Below are 24,102 nucleotides of genomic sequence, written 5' to 3' on the forward strand. Positions count from 1 at the left end.
ATACCCCAAAAGCAAGTACCCCCATTCTGACGCCTCCTCCCTAAATATTGGGAGCTACCTCAACAATGCCGTTGAAAGCGCAGCCCGCGTTCGATGTCCGCCAAATAATTCATTATGCCTAGGAGGCTGTCCGACAATACTCAACCTACTGCGAGCCACCTGAGTTTGGCTGTTTTTTGTGCTGTTTTGCGTTAAATAGAACCACTATTCGCCTTAAAACACCGCAAAAACCCGCTCAAATCAGTCGGCTCTCGCTACGGCCAGCATTCTCGGACAGCCTCCTAGCCGCAACTTTTTTGCGTGCGTGCGGACAGGTAACGGTAGAGAGCAACACCAAAAAGCGCACCAAGCAGGTCCAGCACCCAATCGGTCAGACTGCCGTAGCGCCCGGGAACCCCCAACTGGAACCACTCATCGTAAGCGCCGTACCCCGCTGTTATCAGTAATGTCGCCACTGCCCATCCCGCCGTTTTCGGCAGTGCATGACTAAAAAGCACAGCCAATACCGCGAAAGCAGGGATATGCAGCAGGTTCTGCATGGTAGGCGTCAGAGTGAGGTAGACAAATTCCACAGCCCCTGGCGATTCTACCTTGCCCGGAATTGACGATACCCGATGCAGTAGCACCATATAGGCCAGTGCCGCGCCCAGGGCACCGATGGTATGTGCCAGCCGCTGACGCTGGCTGTTAGCCATCGATCTTTTGACGTTGATTTCCACACAGATACTCCCTGATGTACGAGTTACCCGGACCCTGTCCAACCACGCCCAAGCATGGAGGACAATTGCATTTTTGCACACCGATAGCCCATGACCTAGACTGCCTGTGCGGCTCACTCCAAGCGTCGTCGGCGCAGGGTCTGCCAGCCTGACATTCACATAGCTCTCGAAACTAAACAGGATAATAATGTGGTACGGCCTCTTCGTAAGCTACACAAGCTGCAGCGCTATGGATTTTAGTCTCAGGCATCAGCCACAGGATTAAGCGTACATGGAGCATATTGTTTTTCTGGTCCACCGCATTCCTTATCCACCCAATAAAGGCGATAAGATCCGCTCCTATCACCTGCTAAAGGCGCTTGCCAGTCAGTACAAGGTGCACCTTGGCTGTTTTGTCGATGACGCGCAGGACTGGCAGTACGCCGATAAACTCGTACCCTTTTGCGAATCGCTTAACTGCGTACCGCTAAAAAAGTCCTCACGTTATCTCAAGGGGCTCAAGGCCTTGAGCAGCGGCAGGCCCATTACACTCCCCTACTATCAGACTTCACAGATGCAGCAGTGGGTCACGCAAACAATCGATCAGCACGCCATCGAGCGCGCGCTTGTGTTCTCCTCATCGATGGCGCAGTACCTGGAAGGGGAACGTTTCTCCCACTTGAAACGAGTGATCGATTTTGTGGATGTGGATTCCGACAAATGGGCTCAGTACGCAGACAAAAAGCAGGGGCTCGCCCGTTGGGTTTACCAGCGCGAGCACCGCACACTGCGCCTTTATGAAAACCAGATTGCCGAAGTTTTTGACACCTGCGTGTTCGTCTCCAACGAAGAGGCACGCCTGTTCAGCAACCAGCTGCCAGCCTCGCTTGTATCCAAGGTGGTTCATCTGCTCAACGGCGTAGATACCCGTTACTTCAATCCAGCTGCAGGCTTTGAGGCCCCGGAAACTTGTTGCCAGACCCCCTATCTGGTGTTTACCGGGGCCATGGATTACTGGGCCAACGTCGACGCCACAGACTGGTTTTGTAAGCAGGTGTGGCCCAGATTGAAACAGCTGTACCCTGATTTGCACTTTTATATCGTCGGCGGCAACCCCACAGCAGCAACCTGTGCGCTCGAACGCTTGCCAGGCGTCCATGTCACCGGCCGCGTACTGGATGTACGGCCTTATTTGCATCACGCAGAACTGGTAGTAGCCCCGCTGCAGATCGCTCGAGGGATTCAGAACAAGGTGCTTGAAGCCATGGCTATGGGCAAACCGATCGTAGCCACCTCCATGGCCATGGAGGGAATTCATCACCACCCCGAACTCTGTCTTGAGATCGCCGATTCGCCTGACGACTTTATCAACGCCTGCAACCGCCTGTTGGAGCGCGAACACCCCGCAAATACCACTGCCAACCGAGCTTGGGTAGTGAATCAATTCGGCTGGGATAAAACATTGGGCCCGCTATCCACCTTGCTAGAAGGCGCCACGACATGAGCACCCAGCGCCATATCGCCCATGTGGTATATCGCTTCGGCACCGGCGGCCTTGATGCCATGGTGGCAAGTTATCGAAACCCTTACCACGCTTCGAACGTAGCCTCGGGATAGGAAGACCCTTTATGTGCGGAATCGCTGGACTGCTTAACCTAGATCTTCAACCGGTCGATGCCGGACAGCTTCAACAAATGAACGACATCCAGACTCACCGCGGGCCGGACGCCGGCGACACCTACATTGCCGGACCTCTGGGGTTGGCCCACAGGCGTCTGTCCATCATCGACATCGCCAGCGGCCAGCAGCCGCTGGTCAACGCCGAGGACAACGCGGTCATCGTTTTCAACGGCGAGATCTACAACTTTGCATCCCTGCGAGAAGAACTCATAGGTCTCGGCGCTGGATTTCGCACCCATTCGGACACCGAGGTAATCCTGCAGGCCTGGAAGGCTTGGGGCAAGGCCTGCGTCAATAGACTGCGCGGCATGTTCGCCTTTGCCATCTGGGACAAGGACAGCGAGCAACTCTTCATCGCCCGCGACCGCCTGGGGATCAAACCGCTCTACTACAGTCTGATTAATGGCCGCCAGCTGGCCTTTGCCTCCGAGCTCAAGGCACTGCAGTGCCTTCCACAGCTCGACCACCAGCTCGACGCCCGCGCTATTGCCGACTACTTCACTTTTGGCTACATACCCGACCCCAAATCGATATTTTCCGGTGTCCATAAACTGCCACCGGGCCATACCCTGCTGCTGAAACGGGGCCAGACTCAACCCACTATCGAGCAGTACTGGGACGCCAGCTTCGCTGACCCCTTGCAGGTGCGTGACCAAAAGCAACTTGATGAGGAGCTGATCGAACGGCTGCGCGAGGCGGTGGGAATACGCCTTGTTTCCGAAGTACCGATCGGCGCCTTCCTCTCTGGCGGGGTCGACTCCAGCGCCGTGGTTGCCCTGATGGCCGGACTAATGGAGCAGCCGGTTAACACCTGCTCCATCGGTTTCGACGTGCCCAGCTTCAATGAAACTGAGTTCGCGCGCCAGGTGGCCGAGCGCTACCAGACCAATCACCAGGAGCACCAGGTGGCGGTGGACGATTTCGGTTTGCTCGACACCCTGTCAGGCCTCTATGACGAACCCTACGCCGACAGCTCTGCGATCCCGACCTACCGCGTCTGTGAACAGGCTAAAAAGCGGGTTACCGTCTGCCTGTCCGGCGACGGCGGCGATGAGCTGTTCGCGGGCTACCGCCGTTACCGCTGGCATATGCTTGAAGAACGGATACGCGGACTGGTCCCGTCGGCGATTCGCAAGCCGGTATTTGGCCTGCTGGGCAACTACTACCCTAAACTGGATCGGGCGCCGAAGTATCTGCGTGCCAAATCGACTTTCCAGGCACTGCAGCGCGAGGCACTGGCCGCCTACCTACATACCGTATCCTTCACGCCCGAGTTGATATTCAAGCAGCTGTTCACGCCCGAATTTAACAAACGCCTGAACGGCTACCGCCCGCTGGAAGTGTTCGAAGGTCACAAACAGCAGTTTGATGGCGACGACCCACTGTCTCTGATCCAGTATCTGGATATGAAGACCTACCTGCCCGGTGACATCCTCACTAAGGTGGATCGTGCAAGTATGGCCCACAGCCTGGAAGTTCGGGTGCCACTCCTCGACCACGAGTTTTTGGGCTGGGCCAACCGCATTCCCGCAAACCTGAAACTACAGCGCCGTGAAGGCAAGTACATTTTCAAGCGCGCGCTGGAGCCTCACCTACCTAGCAATGTGCTCTACCGACCCAAAATGGGATTTGGCGTGCCCGTCGCCCGCTGGATGCGTGGCCCCCTGGCCGACACCCTGCGTCAACGCATCCTTCGCGGGCATCTGCAAACCCTGGGAATTTTCAATCAAAAGACGCTGAACCGCCTAGCCGACGAACACATTCGCGGGACGAGCGACCACAGCGTTACGCTTTGGGCGCTGCTGATGTTCGAGGCCAGTATCAGGCGCTCAATGGCCGGTGATCAGGCAGCCGCTGCATGAAGATACTGCACATTTTTGACCATTCCATCCCCTTGCACAGCGGCTATACGTTTAGAAGTCGCGCAATCTTGGAAAACCAGCGCGCTCAGGGACTGCAAACCTGCCATCTGACCAGCCCAAAACAGGGGCGCACCGACAAGTCAAAAGAGCAGGTGGAAGGTCTGGACTTTTACCGCTGTGAAGGCGTACCCGGTTGGATACAGGCTATACCCTTTGCCAATCAATTAGCCATCATTCCGCTCTTGAGCCGCAGAATCGCAGAGGTTATCGCTCAAGAACGGCCGGATATCATCCACGCTCACTCGCCCGCCCTCAACGGGGTTGCTGCTCTGCACGCCGCGCGCAAAGCCAGCCTGCCACTGGTGTACGAGGTACGGGCATTTTGGGAAGACGCCGCCGTCAATCTCGGCACCAGTTCCGAAGGCGGAATGCGCTACCGTCTCACCCGCGCTCTTGAAACCCATGTACTCAAACGGGCCGACGCAGTGACCTGTATCTGCCACGGCCTGCGGCAAGATATTATTGCCAGGGGGGTACCAGCACAACGTATCACGACCATTCCCAACGCAGTCGATCTGGAGCAGTTTCCACTGCTGATCGGGAAATCTGCGGACATTCTTCAGCTGCATAGCCTGAGTGACCAGCCTGTAATCGGCTTTATCGGCTCATTCTACGAATATGAAGGCCTGGATATATTGATTCAAGCAGTCGCAAAACTACGCGCCACCCTACCACACCTGCGGGTACTTCTGGTAGGTGGAGGCCCCCAGGAAAACGCTCTCAAACAGCTGGCCTGCGACCTCGATGTCAAGGATCAAATCATATTCACAGGACGAGTGCCCCATCAGGATGTCCCCCGCTATTACAGTGTGCTCGATGCGCTGGTCTATCCTCGTAAATCCATGCGCCTGACCGAACTGGTGACTCCACTCAAACCCATGGAGGCCATGGCACAGGGCAAGCCGGTACTGGCGTCCGACGTAGGCGGGCACAAGGAACTGATAACCCACGGGGAGAACGGCTACCTTTTCGCCGCAAACAATCCGGCTGCCTTGGCAAGCGCCCTCGAATCGATGTTTCTGCATACTACCTCCGACGAAAGTCTAGTGGCTCGAGGGCGTGAGTTTGTCGAACAGGAGCGAAACTGGGTCGCAAGTGTAGGTCGATACCACCCCATTTACGCGGCTATCGCGGGAGCTTGCACAACTGATGGCGTTTAATGCCCTGCGAATCTGTGTAATTGGCCCGGTCCCTCCGCCCGCCGGAGGAATGGCAAGCCAGACAGCAGAACTCTGCCACCTGCTTGAACAGGAGGGAGCCCAGGTCGCACTGGTCGCCGTTAACGCGCCCTACCGCCCGGCCTGGATAGGACGCTGGCGAGGACTGCGGGCGCTGTTTCGCCTACTGCCCTACCTTCGAGCGCTTTGGTGCAGGCTCGGGCGCGCCGACGTGGTACACCTAATGGCCAACTCGGGCTGGTCCTGGTATCTGTTCGCAACTCCCGCGATCTGGATCGCATATCTGAGAGGAACGCCAATCATCGTCAACTACCGTGGTGGTAATGCTGCGGCTTTCTTCAAGCGCGACTGGCGCTGGATCCGACCAACGCTGCGTCGGGCCAGCGCCTGCGTGGTGCCCTCTGGTTTTCTTGCCGAAGTATTCGCCGGGCACCAGCTATCGACACGCATCATCCCCAATACACTGGACCCGTCCCGTTTTTTCCCAGCCAACCCGGCAAAGCCCAGGGCCTCACCCACCTCAGCCGGGCCTATTCTGCTCATTACCCGGAACCTCGAATTGATCTATGGCATCGATTTGGCCTTGCAGGCACTCCCTGCTGTGCAAGCGCGCTTTCCAGGGGTTAGGCTAGTAATCGCTGGCTCAGGCCCTGAGCGGGCTTCACTCAAGCGCCAGGCGGAGGACTTGGGGGTGGCTGATCGAGTGGAGTTCCGCGGTCGACTGGCGCGTCAGGAGGTGGCCGAGCTGTACCGCCAAGCCGATCTTCTGCTCAACCCGAGCAGGGTAGATAACTCGCCCAACTCCATTATCGAAGCACTTGGTAGCGCTCTGCCAGTAGTATCCACCCGTGCCGGCGGTATCCCAAAGCTGGTCACTGACGGGGAAACGGCGCTATTGGTCGATCTGGAAGACAGCAGTGCGCTGGCCGCCGCCACCCTTCGTGTACTCGAAGATGATGATCTGCGAAACCGATTGAAATCCACCGGGCTGAGTTTTAGCCGACGGTTTCATTGGGATTCCGTGAAAAAGGACCTGTTGCACAGCTACCAGCAAGCCATTGAAACGAAAAAATGAACACTTTTGACAGTAACCCGACAGATTAATAGTAGCGTGTGTAGATGAGAGGCCGTCGGATGCTTAAACTTTGACCGGTTTGGCTATGAAAAGTCAGCATTCAGACTAACCTCTAGATACTGAGAATCCTTTTTAGCTTAAAGGAGCGAAGGGACCCATTGATGCATATCTGCCATATCGTATTCCGGTTTGACATCGGTGGCTTGGAAAACGGCATCGTTAATGTTCTCAACTGCCTTCCCAGTCCTGGGTATCGTCACTCCATCCTCTGCCTGTCGGGTTACAATCCCGAGTTCTTCGGCAGGATTCAGGCCGATGGCGTTTCCATCCACACGCTGAACAAAGCGCCCGGTAAGGATATCGGCTACCTGAAGCGACTTTACAGCCTGCTTCGAGAGCTTCGCCCCGACATCGTCCATACCCGGAACCTGAATACCCTCGAGTGCCAGGCAATCGCCTGGCTGGCCCGCGTGCCCGTTCGGATACACGGTGAACACGGCTGGGATTCTGAGGAAGCCAAGATCCGCAGAAAGCCAGCGTTAATCCGCAAACTGTTCAGCCCTCTCATCAGCCGCTATGTCGCCCTTTCCGCTGAAACCGAACGCTATCTCACAGGCCGGGTAGGTATCTCCTCCAAGCGCATCGAACGTATCTGCAACGGTGTCGATATCAGCCGATTTCAACCCAGGTCCCCTGCCGCACAAGTCCCATTGACTGAGTTTGTATGGGTCATCGGCTCAATTGGACGCCTGGCGAAGGTCAAGAATCACTCGCTGCTGATTCGAGCCTTTGAACGGTTGCTCGACAAGGCAGGTAATCGCAGGGATCTGTTACGTCTCACCATCGTTGGTGATGGCCCCTGTCGCCAGCAACTCGCCGCGCTGGTCAAATCCCTCGACATTGAGGATCAGGTTTCCCTTCCCGGTGCCAGCGATAATATTCCAGAAGTCATGTCCGGCCTATCACTCTACGTACAACCCTCCTTCGCCGAAGGGATATCAAACACCATTCTAGAGTCCATGGCTGCGGGCCTTCCGGTCATCACCACCGATGTCGGCGGCGCGAGAGAGTTGGTACAACCCGGTTTCAATGGCGAGATCACCGCAAACGATAACGTCGAAGAACTTACCGAGGCACTTTGGCTGTATATCAAGGACCCGCAGCGACTGCGCACGCAGGGTGCTAACAGCCGCATTCGAGCCGAGCAGCATTTCAGCCTTACAACCATGGCCGAACGCTATCACCTGCTTTACCAGGGACAGTCCGCAGCGCTAAACAGGAACAGAAACCATCATCAGAACCTTAGGCGCACCTGAGTCATGACGCGAACCCTATACACCCGACTGGTCGCCGATTGCCTGTTCCCCCTGCATGAAAGGCTGAAGGGCCACGGAAGTGTGGGGCTAAGAAAGGCTCTGGAACAAAGCCAGTGGCTTACCCGGGATGTGCTGCAGACCCGTTGTCACACGCGGCTACAGCACTTCCTGACCGACGTGAATGCCAGTAATCCTTATTATGCCGAGCAATTCAGAGCCTGCGGACTCTCGCCTTCCAGCTTTGGCGACCCTCAGGTTCTCCTGCGTCTCCCTTGCCTGACCAAAGAGCTGATTCGTGCAAATCGAGACCGCCTGCTCTCCCATTCCAATCAGCCTGCGAGGTTTATGAAAACCTCCGGGTCCAGCGGCCACCCGCTGGAGTTTGCCGTCGGCAAGGAGCGGCTCAGCCACGATATCGCCGCCAAATGGCGAGCAACCCGCTGGTGGGGCGTGGATATCGGAGACCCCGAAGCCGTTGTCTGGGGCTCGGACATCGAGCTCGGTGCTCAGGGCCTGGCCAGGCAGACGCGAGACAGCCTGATACGATCCCGCCTCTTCCCCGCTAAAAACCTCAGGGGCGATGCGCTGCTGAGCCTATTTGACCGCCTCCAGAACTACAACCCCGCCATGATCTACGGTTACCCTTCGATTCTATCTCTACTGGCCGAGGCCGCCCTGCAGCAGGGACGTCGCTATGACGCAGGCTCTCTCAAAGTTATATTTTGCACGGCGGAAAAACTCTACGACCATCAGCGGCAGGTGATAGAGCAGGTATTTAAAGCCCCCGTAGCGAATGGCTATGGCAGTCGCGACGCGGGCTTTATCGCCCATGAATGCCCCGCAGGGCGGCTGCACCTCAGCGCCGAGGACATCATCGTCGAGATCCTTGACGACCAGCAGAACCCCGTTCCCGCCGGCACATCGGGTGAGATTGTCGTCACGCATATGTCGACTCTAGCCTTCCCGATGATCCGTTACCGTACTGGCGATATCGGACGTATTTCCACTGAACCCTGCACCTGTGGACGCCAGCTGCCCATCCTGATGGACGTGATCGGTCGTGCAAATGACCTGCTCCGCGCCACGGACGGCTCTGCAATTCACGGCGCCTTTATCGGTAACATTGTCCGGGAAGACGAGGCTGTCGTTCAATTTCAATTCATCCAGCACAGCCCCAGACAGTTCGAACTCAAGCTGGTGTGTCGCGACGGCGCGCAGCCCGAACTGTCTGACCTGCGGGCAAAACTTCTTGATGTAGTCGGTGACGATGCCGAAATCGCAATTCAGCACACTGCAACCATCCCCGTGGAACAAAATGGCAAGTTCAAGTACATTGTAAATCGGTGCACCGCCCCCCCGTTTCTCGCCGGCGCAACCGAACAGAGTCCCTGACCATGCAGACACGGACACAGATCTGTATCACGGTTGATACTGAATTCAGCATTGCAGGCCACTTTCAAGATCCAGCACGTTATGCCCCCTTGGCCGAGCCGGTCATCTATGGCGATAGCCGGAACAAACGGCAGGGTCTGTATTTTCTCCTCGACACCCTTGCCCGCTACGAGCTTACGGCCACCTTTTTTGTCGAGTGCGCCAACTACTTTTACTTCGGCGACGAACCGATGCGCAGCATAGTGAAGCAGTTACAGCAAGCCAGCCAGGACATCCAGCTGCATATCCATCCGGTCTGGCTGAGCTTTGGCCAGAGCCGCGAGCCGTTCCCCCGCCACGATAACTGTGACGGGCGCAGATACGAGGAGATAGTCCGCGTCATCACCGTCTGCGCCGATATCTTTGAGCGCTGGGCCGGCCATCGCCCACTGGCGCTGCGCACTGGCAGCCTGCGCACCGATTACAACGTCTACCGTGCCATGGCTGAAGTCGGTATCCCCATGGCATCCAATATAGCCCTAGGCATTTTCCAGCCTGTCGAGCCAGAGCTGCAACTGGACTCCGGTCGTCGTCGAATACAGGGTGCCATGGAACTGCCGGTGTTTACCTACCGGGACAGAAACCTCTTTGGCGCTCACAAGAAGTCTCTGCAGATCACCAGCTGCTCCTGGCCGGAGATGCGGCATTTGCTTTGGGCCGCACGCAGAGCTGGCGTTGAACAGGTGATAATGCTGACCCATCCGTTTGAATTCATCAAGAAGTCGGACTTCAGATACACCCGGGTGACACGTAACCGTGTCAACCAGAGTCGTCTGGAAAAATTGTGCCGGTTCATCAACCAGTACGACCAGGACTTCGTCGCCGTCAATTTTACCGACCAGCGGGAAGCCTGGCTTGAATCGGAGCTGGAGCAACCATTCGTGCAGATCCCCTCGATATTCAGTATCGGTCGCAAACTCCACAACCGGATCAACGATTGGGTATGGGTCTACTGACTCACACTAAAGGTTCGATATCCCCAGCTATGAAAGATACGCAAGACAAAATCATTATTCTCGGCACCGATACCCAGATCGGCCTGTCTCTGATACGGGAGTTCGGTCGACGGAACTGTCACGTGGTCGCCATCGGCCGCTCGAAAGGTTCCATCGGGCTACGGTCTCGCTATGTGCAGGAGGGCTTTCTCTGGCCAAGGGGCACGGAAGCAGAGCAGATAGAATTTCTCAACCGGATCGCCAGAATCACAGGCGCCCGCTTCCTGCTTTGCGTGTCCGAGACTGATATTCTGTTTCTCAATCGTTGTCGCGACCGACTGGATGGATTGACACCACTGATTCCCAGTAAGGACACTATCGCCAGGGTGCTCGACAAGCAAGGTACCGCCTGCGTAGCAGCCGAAGCTGGCATCCTCTCGCCCGAAAGCCACACGATCAAAGACCTGACGGAACTTCCCACTCTCGCTCGCTCGCTCATATACCCGGTGATCTTGAAGTGGAGCAACCCCCACGAGGTGATGCAGGATAGCCAACGTCTCGGCCTTGCGATCGAAAAAATTATCTACTGCCACAACGCCGAGGAGCTGGCCAAGCAACTCAGGCGTTACGTGCCGCTGGGCCAGTTCCCGATGATTCAGGCCTACTGTCCGGGTTACGGCTTGGGCCAGTTTTTCTTTATGCACAGGGGAAAGGCTCTGTTGCGCTTCCAACATAGGCGCATCCACGAATGGCCTCCCGAAGGCGGATTCTCGTCGCTCTGTGCAGGTGTACCATTGGAGCAACACCGTGCATTGCAGGATAAATCGATTGCCTTGTTACAAAAGCTCGATTGGGAAGGCCCTGCGATGGTGGAATACCGGTACGATGAACACAACGATCGCGCCGTGCTAATGGAGATCAATGGACGATTCTGGGGGAGCCTGCCACTTGCGTACCATTCCAATGCCCCCTTTGGTTGGTACAGCTACCAGGTACTGGGCCTTGGAAAGGTGCCCTCGACACTTGAGCCGATGCGAGATGACATTCAGTGTCGCAACACCCTGATCGAGCTCAAGCGCTTGCTTCGAATACTCTTTCAGCCGCACAAAATCAGGGACAAAAGCCTTAGGTTCAGCCCATTCAAGGAGGTAGTTGGTTTCATAGGCGGTTACTTCAATCCCAAGATGCGCTACTACATCTTCAGCCTGTCGGATCCCAAGCCCCTGCTGGCTGACTGGGCCGCAATAGCGCGCAAATTAATGCGCCGCTAACTTACCTCCACCACCCGGGCAACCGGTCGGTGAGCCAGGTACTCTTCGATCAGGTTCTCAGTGGCATTCTCGATAATGGCATAACAGCAATTGAAGTAGGCTTTGCCGTGTATATGAGGATCATGGATATGCAGCCGTCTGGGCCGAGCCCAATGTCCAAGAAGCGCAATTTGCGCATTGCTTTTGCACAGCATACCTTGTAATCGGCGTGCGTGGCGCAACTCCATCACCAGCAACAAGTCAGTGTCCCGAATACTGAAATCGGCACTATCCGTGGTCAGGTGGGAACGCATGTCTACCCCTCGTTCAAGCGCCGTTTCCACTCCGAGGTCGAAAGCCGGCACACCGCTGGTGGTCGACAAGCCGAAACCTGCGCTGGGAATGCCATGAGAGCGTGCCACATATTCACCAAAAGGACTTCGGCAGATATTCCCGAGACAGACAAACACCAGCCGCTCTACCCTGGCGAAATCGACCTGCCGGTATTCCTCGTCCAAGCCCACACGAGCTCCCATCTCTGTGAGCAGCAGCCTCACAAGACCCTTTAAACTGGCAAAGTTGTCATGAATGTAGTTCATTACTGTTTTGGCTCTTTCGATTCAATATACCATTGTAGGATGGCCAAAGCAGAGCGTGCCCACCAGTCGATGGCTCATTGTTGAGTTATACCCTTTCGGGTCTCCCCCCTACAGCCATATTAAAAAGCTAGGCCTCAATCAGAACATCCAAAGGCACTTCCTTCCCCGATCTAAAGGCCGAGCGGCCAGATAGGCTCATCGGGATTCCGGTACGATGACGACTGTGACAAAAAGAACAGCTGGGGCAACATTGCCGACTGTTGAAATTTGACTCCACAAGCTTAGTCTGACTATCTACACCACGAATTCCGGGCGATGGACCCCGACTCTTAACTAATTGAGAAAGTCCCGGAATACCGTCTCGGAAACACCCCGCTTACGAGTCAGAATTTGCCAGAGCTATGCGGTAATTCCAGTCTAGGCAACTACACTCTGCCATGGATACACAGAAGTAAGCATCTGGAGCATAAGCGGCATGAGACACACTTTGCTCGGCGGCTGTGTGGTCTTCGTTCTACTACTCGCAATGAAAATGGTTAGCAGTGACGAATTACATGGCCACAAGGCACAGCCAGCTCAGGACAGCGAGGTCCGAACCAGCAGAAACCTGGCCGACTGCATGAAGATATTAAAGGACGTGAGCGGAGGCTGGTGTGAGCTCCGCGCAAGCGGGGATAAGCCCGGTATTGCCAATGTCTGGCCAGTCAAACAGCCTCGCATTCAACACTCAGTAGGACCCAAGGCCGTACTCATAGCCTGGAGCAGCGCCGCCTGGGATAGCGACGAGCAGACATTTTATTTCATGGGCGGCGGCGGACACGATTACGGCGGCAACGAGGTCTACCGTTTTTCGTTAACGGACGGGACCTGGAAAAGGCTCACCAATCCAAGCCCTCTGGATCACTGGACAGGCTCAAAGCGCTCCTTTTGGATTCCCGATGTGCGCTCCGTACCGCCGGCCTCTTACATCAACGATGGACTCCTGTTCAACCGCGCGACCGGAACCATCATTTTGCTAGCCAGCCATCCAGCGAATGGGGCCAGAGTCATAGACGGAAACAATGCTACCCAAGACACCTTTTTGGACGATGGAAACAAACCCCACCAGTATGAATTCAATCCCTCGGAATCAGAAACCCGCAATGGCCTGGCCCCATTGAACTGGAGACGTATAGGTGACTATTACTGGCCCAAGGCCAGAAGTGTTCAGCTACCGGACGGCACGCTGATATTGGGCAGCCATGAACAGCTGTTTAAGGTTGACCAGAACAAGGACGGGCAATTGCAGGAGCCACAACTCTTCCATGATGATCACAAGAGTCGCGGAGGAAACGCTGTCTATGATTCACACCGAAAATGGATATGGAGCGTCTACTTGTACACCTTGGTTGCCGTCGACTCCTCCGGCAGAACTGTGCAGGACCTAAAGCTGCCGATGACAACCGCTAAGTCCTTGGCAATTGCTAAAGATGGCAGTCTTGTCATGTGGGATGGCACTACCCGCATTTTCATGCTCGATCCTGATGATCCATCTCCGGTATGGCGCACCATCAACTGGCTTGAGAATGGGCCTTACGGAGGCTCGCGAGCACGCGTGTACGACAAGTGGGTTCACTTGGGCAACAACTATTTTTCCGGTATTTCCAGTTACAACCACGGCCTTTGGATATACAAACACCCAACCGATCCAGAACTCGGCCGCCAGCTATCAGCTATCAATATCCAGAAAATGATAGACCGGGCAGAAAAGCATTCGACATTAAAATTACCGGCGGGTCTTTACGCTTTTGGTCTGCGAATCGATAAACCCCTGACGTTGGATTTCGAGGGGGTGGAACTGATGGGAGTCTCCGGCGGGAAGGGGTTACTGAACATTATCTCCAACAACAACGAACCAGTCACAATACGTAACTTTGTAGGCAACGCCGACGTCGGTGCGGCGCAAACCGGTAATAGAGCAGGCATCCGCATAACCGGCATCAATTTCAATGTCAGCCTGGAAAACGTCTCGATTCGAAAAACCGCCCTCGGTGTCATGACTGACAACCGCGGCGGCAGCCTTTCTATCAAGGACAGTGTTTTTGAGGATATTGGCTACTACAAACGACAAGGCTTAAGCCACATCATTTATGCGGGCGCCATAGACTCCCTGGATATCACTAACTCCAGACTGCAAAGATCCTTGCATCTGGGTCACTTGCTAAAATCGCGCGCCAAAGCTACGACGATCACCGACAGTCTGTTACTGGGTTTACAAAGCAAGCACAGTCGTGTGATTGATCTTTCTTGCGGGGGCAGCCTCAAGGTGAACAATTCGGTACTGCAAAGCAGCTCACTGACCGACAATCAGGACCTGATTTCAGTCGGTGTGGAGCCACCAAAGAATTGCCGTCACGGTTTGCTGGATGGCAATATCGACATACGGAATAGCGTGATCGTCTTTGACCGGGAAACACCCGATGCCGACAACAACCGTTTGTTCACTTGGCGCACCGGCATCGAGCACCTCTCACTGAGCAACAACACTATTGTCAGCAAAGGCGCCAATAACCTGCTGAAACAGCCAATAGGTGATACCACCATCGAGATAGAGCCTCAACACAATTCCATGTTCAAAAGCCGTCAGGCGGCCGATTTGAATCCGATGCCGGACACACCGCCGAGATCCGGTTCATTGACCAGATAACGACAACTCAGAGTCCTATGAGTAGAAGGTTTCCGATGAACACACGTAGCTTGTTAACTCTAGTCATCAGCAGCTTGCTCTTAGGAAGTTTAGCCTTCGATAGCGGCCTGCAGTCCGCCACCAGGGAGTCGGCACTTTCCAAACTGGCTCATGATATGCAGCCGGGAGAGTGGGCTGAACTCAAGGCCAAACGCCCTCACAGGCTTATGCAAGTGTTTGTTGGTCATCGGGATTCGGGCAAGGAATTGTGGCATCACATTGCCGGCTGGACGGATGATGGTCAGTGGGATCCCAAAACCGGTCAGTTCCTGTTTATGGGTTTTCGCAAACAGAACAAATTTATTGCCTACTCCGAGGACAGCAATGAATGGCGCGTCCTTCCCGGCCCCTTTGGCTGGAATACCCCGGAACCGGGCGCCTTTGAAGACACCCGCAAGACAGGGTTCGGACACGTTTACGGGCGCAATGCACTGGATCCAGAGAACGGCATTTTCTATGTATCTTTCGCGGGCTACACCTATGCCTATAATCTGCAGGATGGCACTTGGTCCCGAATCAGAGGGGGAAGCAAAATGAGTATCGAATACTTCCCCGGACTAGGTTTGTTGGCACACAAAAACCGTCCAGACAAAAGCAAAGAAAATTTTCCTCTTAACTTGCTTAGACCCCAGAGCGGCATCTGGGAGCCGTTTACTACTCTGCCCTTTTCCGGTTATCACTCCATTGCGCGTTACAACCCTAAACTGGATGAGATGATCTTTATCGCCGGCAACGACAGTCGAGCCGTGGTGACGCTTACGCGCAATGGTCAACTTAACCGGCAGAAAGATCTGCCATTCGATATGACAATCCGGGATGGCCAGGTAGTGGTGGACCCCAACACCGGGCTCTATCTGATATTTATCCTAGACCCGCGCTCGCTGTATGAGTTCAACAGCCAAACAGACCAATACCGGCGCGTACATGACTTTCACCCCCCTTGGGGAACGTACGAGATGCCGGTTCCTGCCGCAATCCCCGAATTGGGGATAATTCTATTTGTGGATGATAAAACATTGCTGTACAAACACAGGCCATCTAAAGACCAATAGGAATGAATAGTAGTCTATTCAGTACATATTAGCGTTATAAACCCACCCGGCAAGCTACAGGAATGTAGCTAGTGAATAGTGGTTTTAAAAATAGGACATAAGATGCCGCCTCTTTACCGAAAAGAGGCGGCTTTTCCGCAGTAGGCCAGTGTTAAGCCCGACAGGCTATTAGGCCTTAATTGGATTGCCAATAACACCAAGGCATCAGCCGCCGCATGTGTATCGATTTTGGTGTTCTTGGAACTTTATCTTCTGTACTGTTGTACAGTTGATATAGAAGGCCTCCGACAACCAGTTACAATCATTACACACGATTCAGGAAGAGATGACAGGATGCAGAACGACCTTCCCTTAGTTTCGATCATCATTCCCGTGTACAACGGAGAGAAGTACATCGGGGAGTGCATTCAAAGCGTTATAAACCAAAGTTACCCCAACAAAGAGATTATCGTCACCGACGATGGCAGCACCGATCACTCACGTCAGGTGGTCGAGAGCTTTGGCGATCAAGTCATCTACCACTATCAGGACAACGCCGGCTCCGCTGTCGCCCGCAACACCGGTATCGCCAATGCCCGCGGGCGCTACATCGCTTTTAATGACGGTGATGATCTTTGGGCGCCCGAGCGCCTAATGCAACAGGTACGTTTCCTTGAGCAACACCCGGACTACGGCGTGGCTACCGGCCGTTTTCAGCATGTAAACCAGCATTTCAAACTCGCTTCAGCCGTCGCTGTTGATGACAGCAAGCCCCCAAAGGTCGACGAAACAATGTCCGGCTGGGTCTACCACACCCTGTTCGAGTGCTCCTGGTACCATATCATCGCCGCGCTGGTGCGTGCAGAGGTGTTAGAGCATGTCCGCTTCAACCCGGATTTTCGCCGCGGTCAGGATTATGATTTTTGGCTTCAATTGGCCCACCATACTCGCATCGCCCAACTAGAAAACAACTACGCCTATTACCGCAAGAATCAGGAAAGCATTTCCCATCGTCCGCACCCGCGTAACTATCGTGCCGAAATCATGGAACACAATCTGCGCATCCACGGAACGAGCAGTCAGGATGGGCGGAATATCTCTCAGGAGCGACTGAACCAGCTTTTCCACATGGTCTGGTTTGAATATGGTTATGAGCTGTTTTTGGCCGGCTGGTATCGTCTCGCGTTGAGCTCTTTCAATATCGCGCGCCGCTGCTCACCGCTGCGCGCCGACAGTTATAAATTCATCGTTCGCTGTCTGCTCAACCTATACAAGGATCGATCGCCGACATGATTAACGGTCAGGATCTCGCCCTGATCTTTCGGATGCAAAAACAACGCTGGCACCGCCGAGTCAACCGTCGTCCGAATTTCGACCAACAGGATGAAACGCTGGTAAGCGAGTTTCAGAATCATGCCTCCGTGCCGATGGATCGTCTTGAGCAGTTGCTGCGCTACTTCTGGAATGCACACCAACATTACCTCCACGTCTCGGGCACCCTCGCCTATTACCCTGGAGAAGGCAGCATTTATGGCGCGCGCAGTGACGCTATAGAGGGGGTAACGCGACTGCTACCGCTCTGGTCCGCCTACCGTTCAAGCCCCTATGCCGACCCCCAACTGCGCCAGGCAATGGACCAGCAGGTTGTATGCGCTCTTAGCAACGGCACCGATCCTATGCACCCCGGTTACTGGGGCGAGATCAATAGCAGAAGCACTCTGATTTGCGAAGCGGGAGATATTGCTTTGGCGTTATGGATGATCCGCGACAGTCTCTGGACAACGTTTGACCATAACCAGCAACACAAAATACTGGCCTGGCTTCGACAAGTTGTGGGCAAGCAGACCGTCGATAACAATTGGCACCTGTTTGTGGTTCTCGTCGACAAGGTTTGCGAGTCGTTGGATACAGGACACTCGTTCAGGAGCGCCGACCGCTACCGGCGGATCAAATCATTCTATCGCGGTAATGGCTGTTTTGCAGACGGCGAGCACGGAGCCATCGACCTCTACAATGCCTGGGCCTTCCAATACAGCCTGTACTGGCTCGACCAGATCGATCCGGACTTTGACCGGACCTTCATACATCAAGCAGGTGATGATTTCTGCGCCTGGTACCAGTACCTGTTCACCGACCAAGGAGTGGTTCTGTTTGGTCGCAGTCTCTGCTATCGCATGGCGGCACCGTCCCCGTTGTTGATTGCCAGCGAATGGCATCCGCAGCGTTACCCTGCCGCAATGGCCCAGACAGCACTCGATAGCTGCTGGCGCTTTTTTATCGAAAACGGAGGCGTGCGCCTTGGCCGTCCAACTCAAGGGGTTTTTGACGACGACCCCGTCTGGCTGGATCCTTACAGCGGCCCGGCCAGTTCGTTCTGGGCAACTCGCTCGCTGGTTATTTATTACCACCAAACAGGCATTACCGACTGGCGTAAATTGGCGCCAGCCCCCCTCCCCAGCCAACAGCAAACAACCCGCTTGAGGGTGGAAGCCGCCGGATTAGAGTTAACCACTCAGCCCGAAAATCGCCGCTGTACGGTGACTTTTTATAATCAGCCTGAAGGGTTAATCGACGCGCCCCCCCAACAACAAAGTGCGCGCGAGTGGCTACGGCAATCGCTTTACGGTGTAGCCTGCCGCCCCTCCAACAACCTACTCAAGCAGGGAGTCCGGGAGTTTGACTCCTCACTGAGCATATATCGTCGACGTTGAGCACTGCCTGGAAAACTCCGGACGGGTTACGGACTAAATTAGATCACCTATACTCAAGGTGCTTGTCGAACCAGACCGCCCCGAAACAAGCTAGACGGGGCCAGTTTTGAACGTCGGAGAGCTCGTGCGTACCGTCGTAGGATAGCCAGTAGACAAGGGATACGTTAATGCTTCACCGCCTGTTGACTCTGTTTTCTCACCCGCTCACTCGAAACAAGCTCAGCATTCTTAACTACCATCAAGTATTGGAAAGCCCCGATCCCATGCGCCCATGGGAGCCGGATCGGGTCAAATTCGACTGGCAGATGGCGCTGCTCAGGCGCCATTTTCAACCGCTCTCTCTGATTGAAGCACTGGACCGCCTGGAAGCCGATACGTTGCCTGATCACGCAATTTGCGTCACGCTGGACGACGGTTATCTGAACAATCTGGAGGTAGGCGTACCGATCCTTAAGCGCCACCAAATTCCAGCTACCGTCTTTGTCGCCTCCGGTTTCAGTAATGGCGAGAACATGTGGAACGACCGAATTCTCGAGCTGTTTGCCAACCTTAAAAACGAACGCATCAACCTCGAAGCTATTGGCCTGGCGAAACCAGAGCTAGGTAACATCGCTACCCGTCGATCCCTCGCAAACTACACAATCACACAGCTTAAATACCTTCCTATTGCAGAGCGAGTGCAAACCGTCAACACTCTCTACCACGCTAACGGCAACATTCCCGAGCAACGTAAAATGATGCGGCCGGAAGAGATCTCCCAGCTGGCTGCAGCCGGCGTCGAGATTGGCGGGCATACCCACCATCATCCGATACTCAAAGGAATGTCCCCGCAGGAACAGCATCAAGAGATACAACAAAACAAAATGCTGCTGGAGCAGTGGACTGGAAAGCCGGTTGTGGGATTCGCCTACCCCAATGGCCGCTTCGGTAAAGACATGGATGGTGCGAGTCTTGCCGTCGTCCGTCAACTGGGGTTCCGTTACGCTGTATCCACCGATGCGGGCTATACGCACAAAGCGTCGAATCCGCATAATCTCAGCCGTTTTACCCCTTGGGACAACCAACCGCTGCGCTTTCACGCGCGTCTAATTTCCAACCTAGTATCCCGACTTGCGGCGCGCAATTGATGACGGTTGCAGCAGCCCTGAGAAGCGACGATTAACATGCGCGCATTGTTCTGGCTCACAGCCCTGCTGATCACCTACGGCTCCCTCTACCCTTTCAACTTTACGCTGACCAGCCTCCAACAGCCAGACCACACCATTATCAGCCTGCGCATACCGGGTATCGGCGATCTGCTCGGCAATCTTTTGCTATTTGCGCCGCTGGGGGCTCTCAGCTACGCTCGAGCAACGGCGCAGTCGATGACTTCCGAGCCAGCGACACTGCCACTGTCGTTCATAGTTCAAGCCGGGCTTTTTCCGTTGGTACTGCAACTGCTGCAGCTGTTGTTACCGGAAAGGGACCCAAGCTTTATGGATGTGATTCTGAACCTACTGGGCTGCACCCTTGGGTGGTACTGTGCCCGCTATCTGCGGTTTGTGCCGCATTTCCATTCGTTGGCTTTGGCTGCGCTACCGATCGGCATTGGTGCGCTCTATTTTCTTTCCGAGTTGTCGCCCTTCGTGCCGACAATCGATCTGCAGTCGATAAAAAACAGCCTCAAACCGCTGTTCAACGAACCCTTCGCCTTCGGTCAACTACTGGCGAAATCGGCCCTATGGGTGGTCGCTGTACGCCTGCTTTTCTGGCAACGCACCAACCTGCGCCAGCGCGGCTTGCTGATTATCTGGGCATTCATACTCGTCGCTAAATTGCTTATCTATAAAAACAGCCTGGAGCTGGGTGATCTGTCTGCACCCTTGCTGGCCTGGCTAGTATTAAGGTTTCTGGATGTTGACAGCCCCAAGGGACTGCGGCTGCAACTTGCGCTGCTGGCTGGCACCATCGGCTTCTCTTCTCTCGGATCATTTGCGCCGGAGACCGGACCTTTCAGTCTGATCCCCTTCTCTGGCTTGCTACAGGGGCAGATGCATACCAACGTCGCCAGTCTGCTGGCCAAGCTTTATGTTTTCTCAGCGCTGATATGGATCGCCATTGAAGCGGGGCTGAAGGCGCAGCGAGCGGCTATTCTACTCTCCACCGCAGTCCTGCTGCTGGAGATCCTGCAAATTTGGATTCCGTCCAAAACCGCAGAAATTGGTGACCCTTTGCTGGTATGGATCGCTTATGCCGCAGTCCGCCACATTGGAGATTTTTTGGCCCGACAACCGCCGCATACGGAACACACTGCAGAGGTGATCACACCCTCTCCTCCATCGCTCTCCCCCCTGTGGCGTCACAATCGTTCCCTGCTACTCGCTGTAGCGATCACATTTGCCGGTTTTGTAATCGCCATCAAGGGACTGCTAGCGCTGCCGGGAATACCCTACAACCTGGCGCAGCTGTTCCGCAACGATGGTTCCTTAATAGACCTAGCCTGTTTTTATCTCACATTGGCCGGTATAGGTATAGCTCCAGTATGGATCTGGAAGCACCAGCAAAACGCCACTGCTGTAGGCTTCTGGTACTTGATCAAAAACCATTTCCTGGCCGGCAGTACCATCTACATCCTGCTTTGGGTAGCCGTTTCCCAGGACAGCCTACAGGACATCACTGGCACCGTTATGTCCCTGCGCTTTTTAGACCGGTTACAGTTGGAAGAAGGAGTCCTGCCGGTTATTTTTCGAGTGATAGGCGTTTCAAATATTCGCCTGTTGATCGAATTTGTAGAGCCCGGACTGCGGTTCATGGCGTTGCTGGGGCTATTCCAGGTCCCTCTGTGCTACCTGTTGTTTCGCTTACTGCCCACTGTCGCGAACGACAAGAACAGCCGCAAACTACGCACCGCATCCGTTTCACTGCTGCTGTACGGCACCTGCTTCTACTACAGTTTTGCCGCCGCATCCACCGACAATTTAACCGAGCTGATCGCCAGTCCACCACTGCTGGCCGCTACCGTCTTTCTGTTTGCCCTCGCTGCGGCACTGGGGATAAAAGTGCTCAATAACAGCGCCCGACATCGACCGTTAAAAATTGTCGTGGTGATGGCTGCCAGCACCATGGTCGGATGGGTACTTGTCCAGTTCGCCCTGGCAACTGAGATCCAGAAATACGGCGCCACCTTCTCAGCACTCGATTTTATTCTCGGTCCCGACCGCAATACCCGCCTTGGCGATTCTGAACGGATGCTGCGCTGGTCGTTTGTTTCCATTGCCTGGCAAAGCGTGGTGCTGCTCGGAGCCTGGCAGGCATTGCAGCTACGCCTCCCCGCACCCAAACATAACCGGCCGATCTTGGCACGCCCACGAATCGCAGTCTCTCTCCTTCTAGTGCTTTCATTCAGCGCTTACCTGAGTAACCGCCTTTTCGGTGAAGAACAGCATTGGCAAACGCTGGCCACGAACCTTGCAAAGCCGGACATTCAGTTTGCCATTGATGATTCGGTCGCCACGGTGCCTGCCGACGCGAAACCAGGCCAAATAATGCTAAATAGCCAACCGATGCCCAACATCGCCACCGCCTTCAAGCGAGCCAAAGACAACAACCTTATTGAGATAAGTGCCGGTCATTACCGGCAGGCGGCAGTGTTAACTGCCCATAACGTCACCATTCGGGCAGAAAAAGGCGCCGTGCTCTATGGCCGTGCCGTCGAAGGCAAGGCCGCGTTGGTACTCAAGGGCAACAATACAACCATTGAGGGACTGGAATGCCATTCCATCAGCGTACGGGACGGTAACGGCAAATGCATCCGTCTGGAAGGCAAGGGCGTAACGTTACGAAATGTCTATTTCCACCACGCCCAAGGCGGCATCCTCGGCTCGCGTAAAGGCGGCGATATCGTCATCGAGGACAGCCTGTTCGAACACTTGGGCTCCGAGTCTTTCTCCCACGGAGTCTACAGCCTGTCTCCAACCCGCCTGATCATCCGCAACTCTCGCTTTCTCAACAACCGTAACGGAGCTCACGAAATAAAGTCCCGCTCCTTCTACACCGAAATTACCGGATCAGTAGTCGCGGCGGCGCAAAGCCGAGACAGTCGCTTGGTCGATGTTTCCCAGGGCGGCGTACTTATCCTGAAAAACAACATTTTCATCGAAGGTCCCTTCAGCGAAAATCACGACCTGCTGAGCTGGGGTGTCGAAGGCAAACTTCACCCCCAGGGCTCTATAGAAATCGTCGGTAACCTGTTTATCTCGGACAAGGCCGTATCAAACCTGATATCAATAAGAGACGCTCCCGCACAGTTAGCCATCTTCAACAATGTAGGAGTTGGGGAAATTCGCGGACTCGAGGCAGGAGATAATCTCTTGTTCGAAAATAGAGAAGTATTATCGATTTCGCCTTCTCCAGCAATCCCTTCTATAGAAAAAATTCTAAAAAACCAATAAAATAATAGTTCAGTCTGCTAAAATAATTTCTATTCCTTTTCTATGCAGCATATTTTTTAATCCACGGAGCGGATAGCCGTTTTTATATGCTTTACTGGCATATAACTTAGCGTTATCAAAGCTTTCAATTTTAAAATAAGACAAACCAAGATTATAATTTATTTCAGCAGTTGAGTTTATACCCTCAGCAACCAAAAATTCTTCAATGGCCCGCTGATAATCTCCGCGCTTATAGAAATGAATGCCGTAAATATTATGAAGTTGCCAACTTTTCGGTTTAAATTGAAAGGCACGCGAGAAGTAACATTCAACACTTTGGTAAAAAGGCGCACCTGTTTGAGGCAACCCACCCTCTTTCATTGATTCGTAGTTAATTAGTGCCAATAGTGCTCGAAAATGATTAGGGAATTTATTCAAAGTGTAGTGTAAATCATCCATTATTTCCGAGGATGACTCGCCAGAAATAAGCATTTCAACTTTTTTTGTAAAATGACGTCTTTCTACTACTCTAAGGGTAGAACTATCTGATACCGAAGTATAATCATAGGGGCCGTATTGAACATCAAAAACGCTACCGCAGTTCGCAGAGTAGGCCAGCGGAGATAGGGGAAACAACAATAATAATAACCATTTTCTCATTTTATCCACCCCAGACTTTTCAAAATTAAAAACCGTTAAATTGATAAAAATCCAAACAGATTATAAATAATCGACTTCTCAAAATTGGACCCATAAAAAAGTAATCTGTAGCACACGACTTAACGCAAACAATTATAGCATCGATGCTGTAGACGAGTTGAGTATTCCGATCAATCCTGATTTCTATGGCCGCGGCTCTACCCTCATCGCCAGCCAACTGCCGACGGAATACGGGCAGGACTACATAGACTCAGCCACGCTGGGGGCCGCCATCCTAGAGCGGTTGTTGCACTGTGCCCATCGACTCATTTTGAGAGGAGGGGGCCATTACAAAAAGTCACTCCGCTTGCCACCGTCCCGATTGATGGATCGGGATCCGATCAGCGCATAGCTCCAGCGTGAATGTAGTGTGCAAAGCGGCTACGCCCCCAGAATACGCACGAGTTCTAAAATACATTATTAATATCAATGAAACCAAAACA

18 protein-coding genes are annotated in these 24,102 nt (G+C 54.1%); 15 read left to right on the top strand and 3 right to left on the bottom strand.

All coding sequences use genetic code 11. The annotated features are described in order from the left end of the window. Positions 1-281 precede the first annotated feature (281 nt). The gene (locus MPRO_RS20750) at positions 282-719 is read right to left on the bottom strand and encodes a VanZ family protein (RefSeq protein ID WP_067297766.1); all 438 of its coding nucleotides are present in this window, start codon (positions 717-719) and stop codon (positions 282-284) included. A gap of 271 nt (positions 720-990) precedes the next feature. Between MPRO_RS20750 and MPRO_RS20755 the strand changes: the two genes are divergently transcribed. From MPRO_RS20755 to MPRO_RS20790, 8 genes are all read left to right on the top strand, one after another. After that, complete coding sequence (locus MPRO_RS20755) at positions 991-2,202, top strand: TIGR03087 family PEP-CTERM/XrtA system glycosyltransferase (protein ID WP_067297769.1); 1,212 nt, start codon at positions 991-993, stop codon at positions 2,200-2,202. A gap of 124 nt (positions 2,203-2,326) precedes the next feature. Further along, a complete protein-coding gene (locus MPRO_RS20760) occupies positions 2,327-4,240 on the top strand; it encodes an XrtA/PEP-CTERM system amidotransferase (RefSeq protein WP_067297772.1) in 1,914 nt (637 codons plus the stop codon). Continuing rightward, entirely contained in the window at positions 4,237-5,460 is a 1,224-nt protein-coding gene (locus tag MPRO_RS20765; RefSeq protein WP_067297774.1) for a TIGR04063 family PEP-CTERM/XrtA system glycosyltransferase, read from the top strand. The genes MPRO_RS20760 and MPRO_RS20765 overlap by 4 nt, the downstream gene beginning before the upstream one ends. A 49-nt stretch (positions 5,461-5,509) precedes the next feature. Further along, positions 5,510-6,553 (top strand): glycosyltransferase family 4 protein, encoded by a 1,044-nt coding sequence (locus MPRO_RS20770; protein ID WP_369406750.1) that lies wholly within the window; start codon positions 5,510-5,512, stop codon positions 6,551-6,553. 161 nt (positions 6,554-6,714) lie between these two features. Beyond that, positions 6,715-7,869, top strand: a complete 1,155-nt coding sequence (locus MPRO_RS20775) for a TIGR03088 family PEP-CTERM/XrtA system glycosyltransferase (protein WP_067297780.1) — start codon at positions 6,715-6,717, stop codon at positions 7,867-7,869. A gap of 3 nt (positions 7,870-7,872) precedes the next feature. Next, the gene (locus tag MPRO_RS20780) at positions 7,873-9,261 is read left to right on the top strand and encodes a phenylacetate--CoA ligase family protein (RefSeq protein WP_082709016.1); all 1,389 of its coding nucleotides are present in this window, start codon (positions 7,873-7,875) and stop codon (positions 9,259-9,261) included. A gap of 2 nt (positions 9,262-9,263) precedes the next feature. Beyond that, positions 9,264-10,256 (top strand): polysaccharide deacetylase family protein, encoded by a 993-nt coding sequence (locus MPRO_RS20785; RefSeq protein WP_067297787.1) that lies wholly within the window; start codon positions 9,264-9,266, stop codon positions 10,254-10,256. Positions 10,257-10,285: 29 nt separating this feature from the next. After that, entirely contained in the window at positions 10,286-11,506 is a 1,221-nt protein-coding gene (locus tag MPRO_RS20790) for a carboxylate--amine ligase (RefSeq protein WP_158651903.1), read from the top strand. Here the strand turns inward: MPRO_RS20790 and MPRO_RS20795 are convergent. Next, positions 11,503-12,084, bottom strand: coding sequence for an arsenate reductase/protein-tyrosine-phosphatase family protein (locus MPRO_RS20795; RefSeq protein WP_067297790.1), 582 nt, complete (start codon positions 12,082-12,084; stop codon positions 11,503-11,505). The two genes, MPRO_RS20790 and MPRO_RS20795, sit on opposite strands and share 4 nt — an antisense overlap. A 475-nt stretch (positions 12,085-12,559) precedes the next feature. Between MPRO_RS20795 and MPRO_RS20800 the strand changes: the two genes are divergently transcribed. The 6 genes from MPRO_RS20800 (at position 12,560) to MPRO_RS20825 (ending at position 22,981) form a co-directional block, all read left to right on the top strand. Further along, a complete protein-coding gene (locus MPRO_RS20800; RefSeq protein WP_067297792.1) occupies positions 12,560-14,770 on the top strand; it encodes a right-handed parallel beta-helix repeat-containing protein in 2,211 nt (736 codons plus the stop codon). 35 nt (positions 14,771-14,805) lie between these two features. Continuing rightward, entirely contained in the window at positions 14,806-15,861 is a 1,056-nt protein-coding gene (locus tag MPRO_RS20805; protein WP_067297795.1) for a hypothetical protein, read from the top strand. A gap of 333 nt (positions 15,862-16,194) precedes the next feature. Continuing rightward, on the top strand, positions 16,195-17,133 hold the full coding sequence (locus MPRO_RS20810; protein ID WP_067297803.1) for a glycosyltransferase family 2 protein: 939 nt from the start codon (positions 16,195-16,197) through the stop codon (positions 17,131-17,133). Continuing rightward, positions 17,130-18,551, top strand: a complete 1,422-nt coding sequence (locus MPRO_RS20815) for a DUF2264 domain-containing protein (protein ID WP_067297805.1) — start codon at positions 17,130-17,132, stop codon at positions 18,549-18,551. The genes MPRO_RS20810 and MPRO_RS20815 overlap by 4 nt, the downstream gene beginning before the upstream one ends. Before the next feature lie 167 nt (positions 18,552-18,718). Next, a complete protein-coding gene (locus tag MPRO_RS20820; protein WP_067297808.1) occupies positions 18,719-19,678 on the top strand; it encodes a polysaccharide deacetylase family protein in 960 nt (319 codons plus the stop codon). Positions 19,679-19,714: 36 nt separating this feature from the next. Next, the gene (locus MPRO_RS20825; RefSeq protein WP_067297812.1) at positions 19,715-22,981 is read left to right on the top strand and encodes a right-handed parallel beta-helix repeat-containing protein; all 3,267 of its coding nucleotides are present in this window, start codon (positions 19,715-19,717) and stop codon (positions 22,979-22,981) included. A gap of 9 nt (positions 22,982-22,990) precedes the next feature. On the opposite strand, the gene MPRO_RS20830 is transcribed toward MPRO_RS20825, so the two are convergent. Further along, the gene (locus MPRO_RS20830; RefSeq protein WP_158651904.1) at positions 22,991-23,620 is read right to left on the bottom strand and encodes a tetratricopeptide repeat protein; all 630 of its coding nucleotides are present in this window, start codon (positions 23,618-23,620) and stop codon (positions 22,991-22,993) included. Positions 23,621-23,777: 157 nt separating this feature from the next. Here MPRO_RS20830 and MPRO_RS26725 point away from each other — a divergent pair, with 157 nt between their 5' ends. Continuing rightward, on the top strand, positions 23,778-24,011 hold the full coding sequence (locus tag MPRO_RS26725; protein WP_500778576.1) for an ATP-binding protein: 234 nt from the start codon (positions 23,778-23,780) through the stop codon (positions 24,009-24,011). Positions 24,012-24,102 lie beyond the last annotated feature (91 nt).

This window comes from Marinobacterium profundum (genome assembly GCF_001528745.1).
GTDB classification, from domain to species: domain Bacteria; phylum Pseudomonadota; class Gammaproteobacteria; order Pseudomonadales; family Balneatricaceae; genus Marinobacterium_A; species Marinobacterium_A profundum.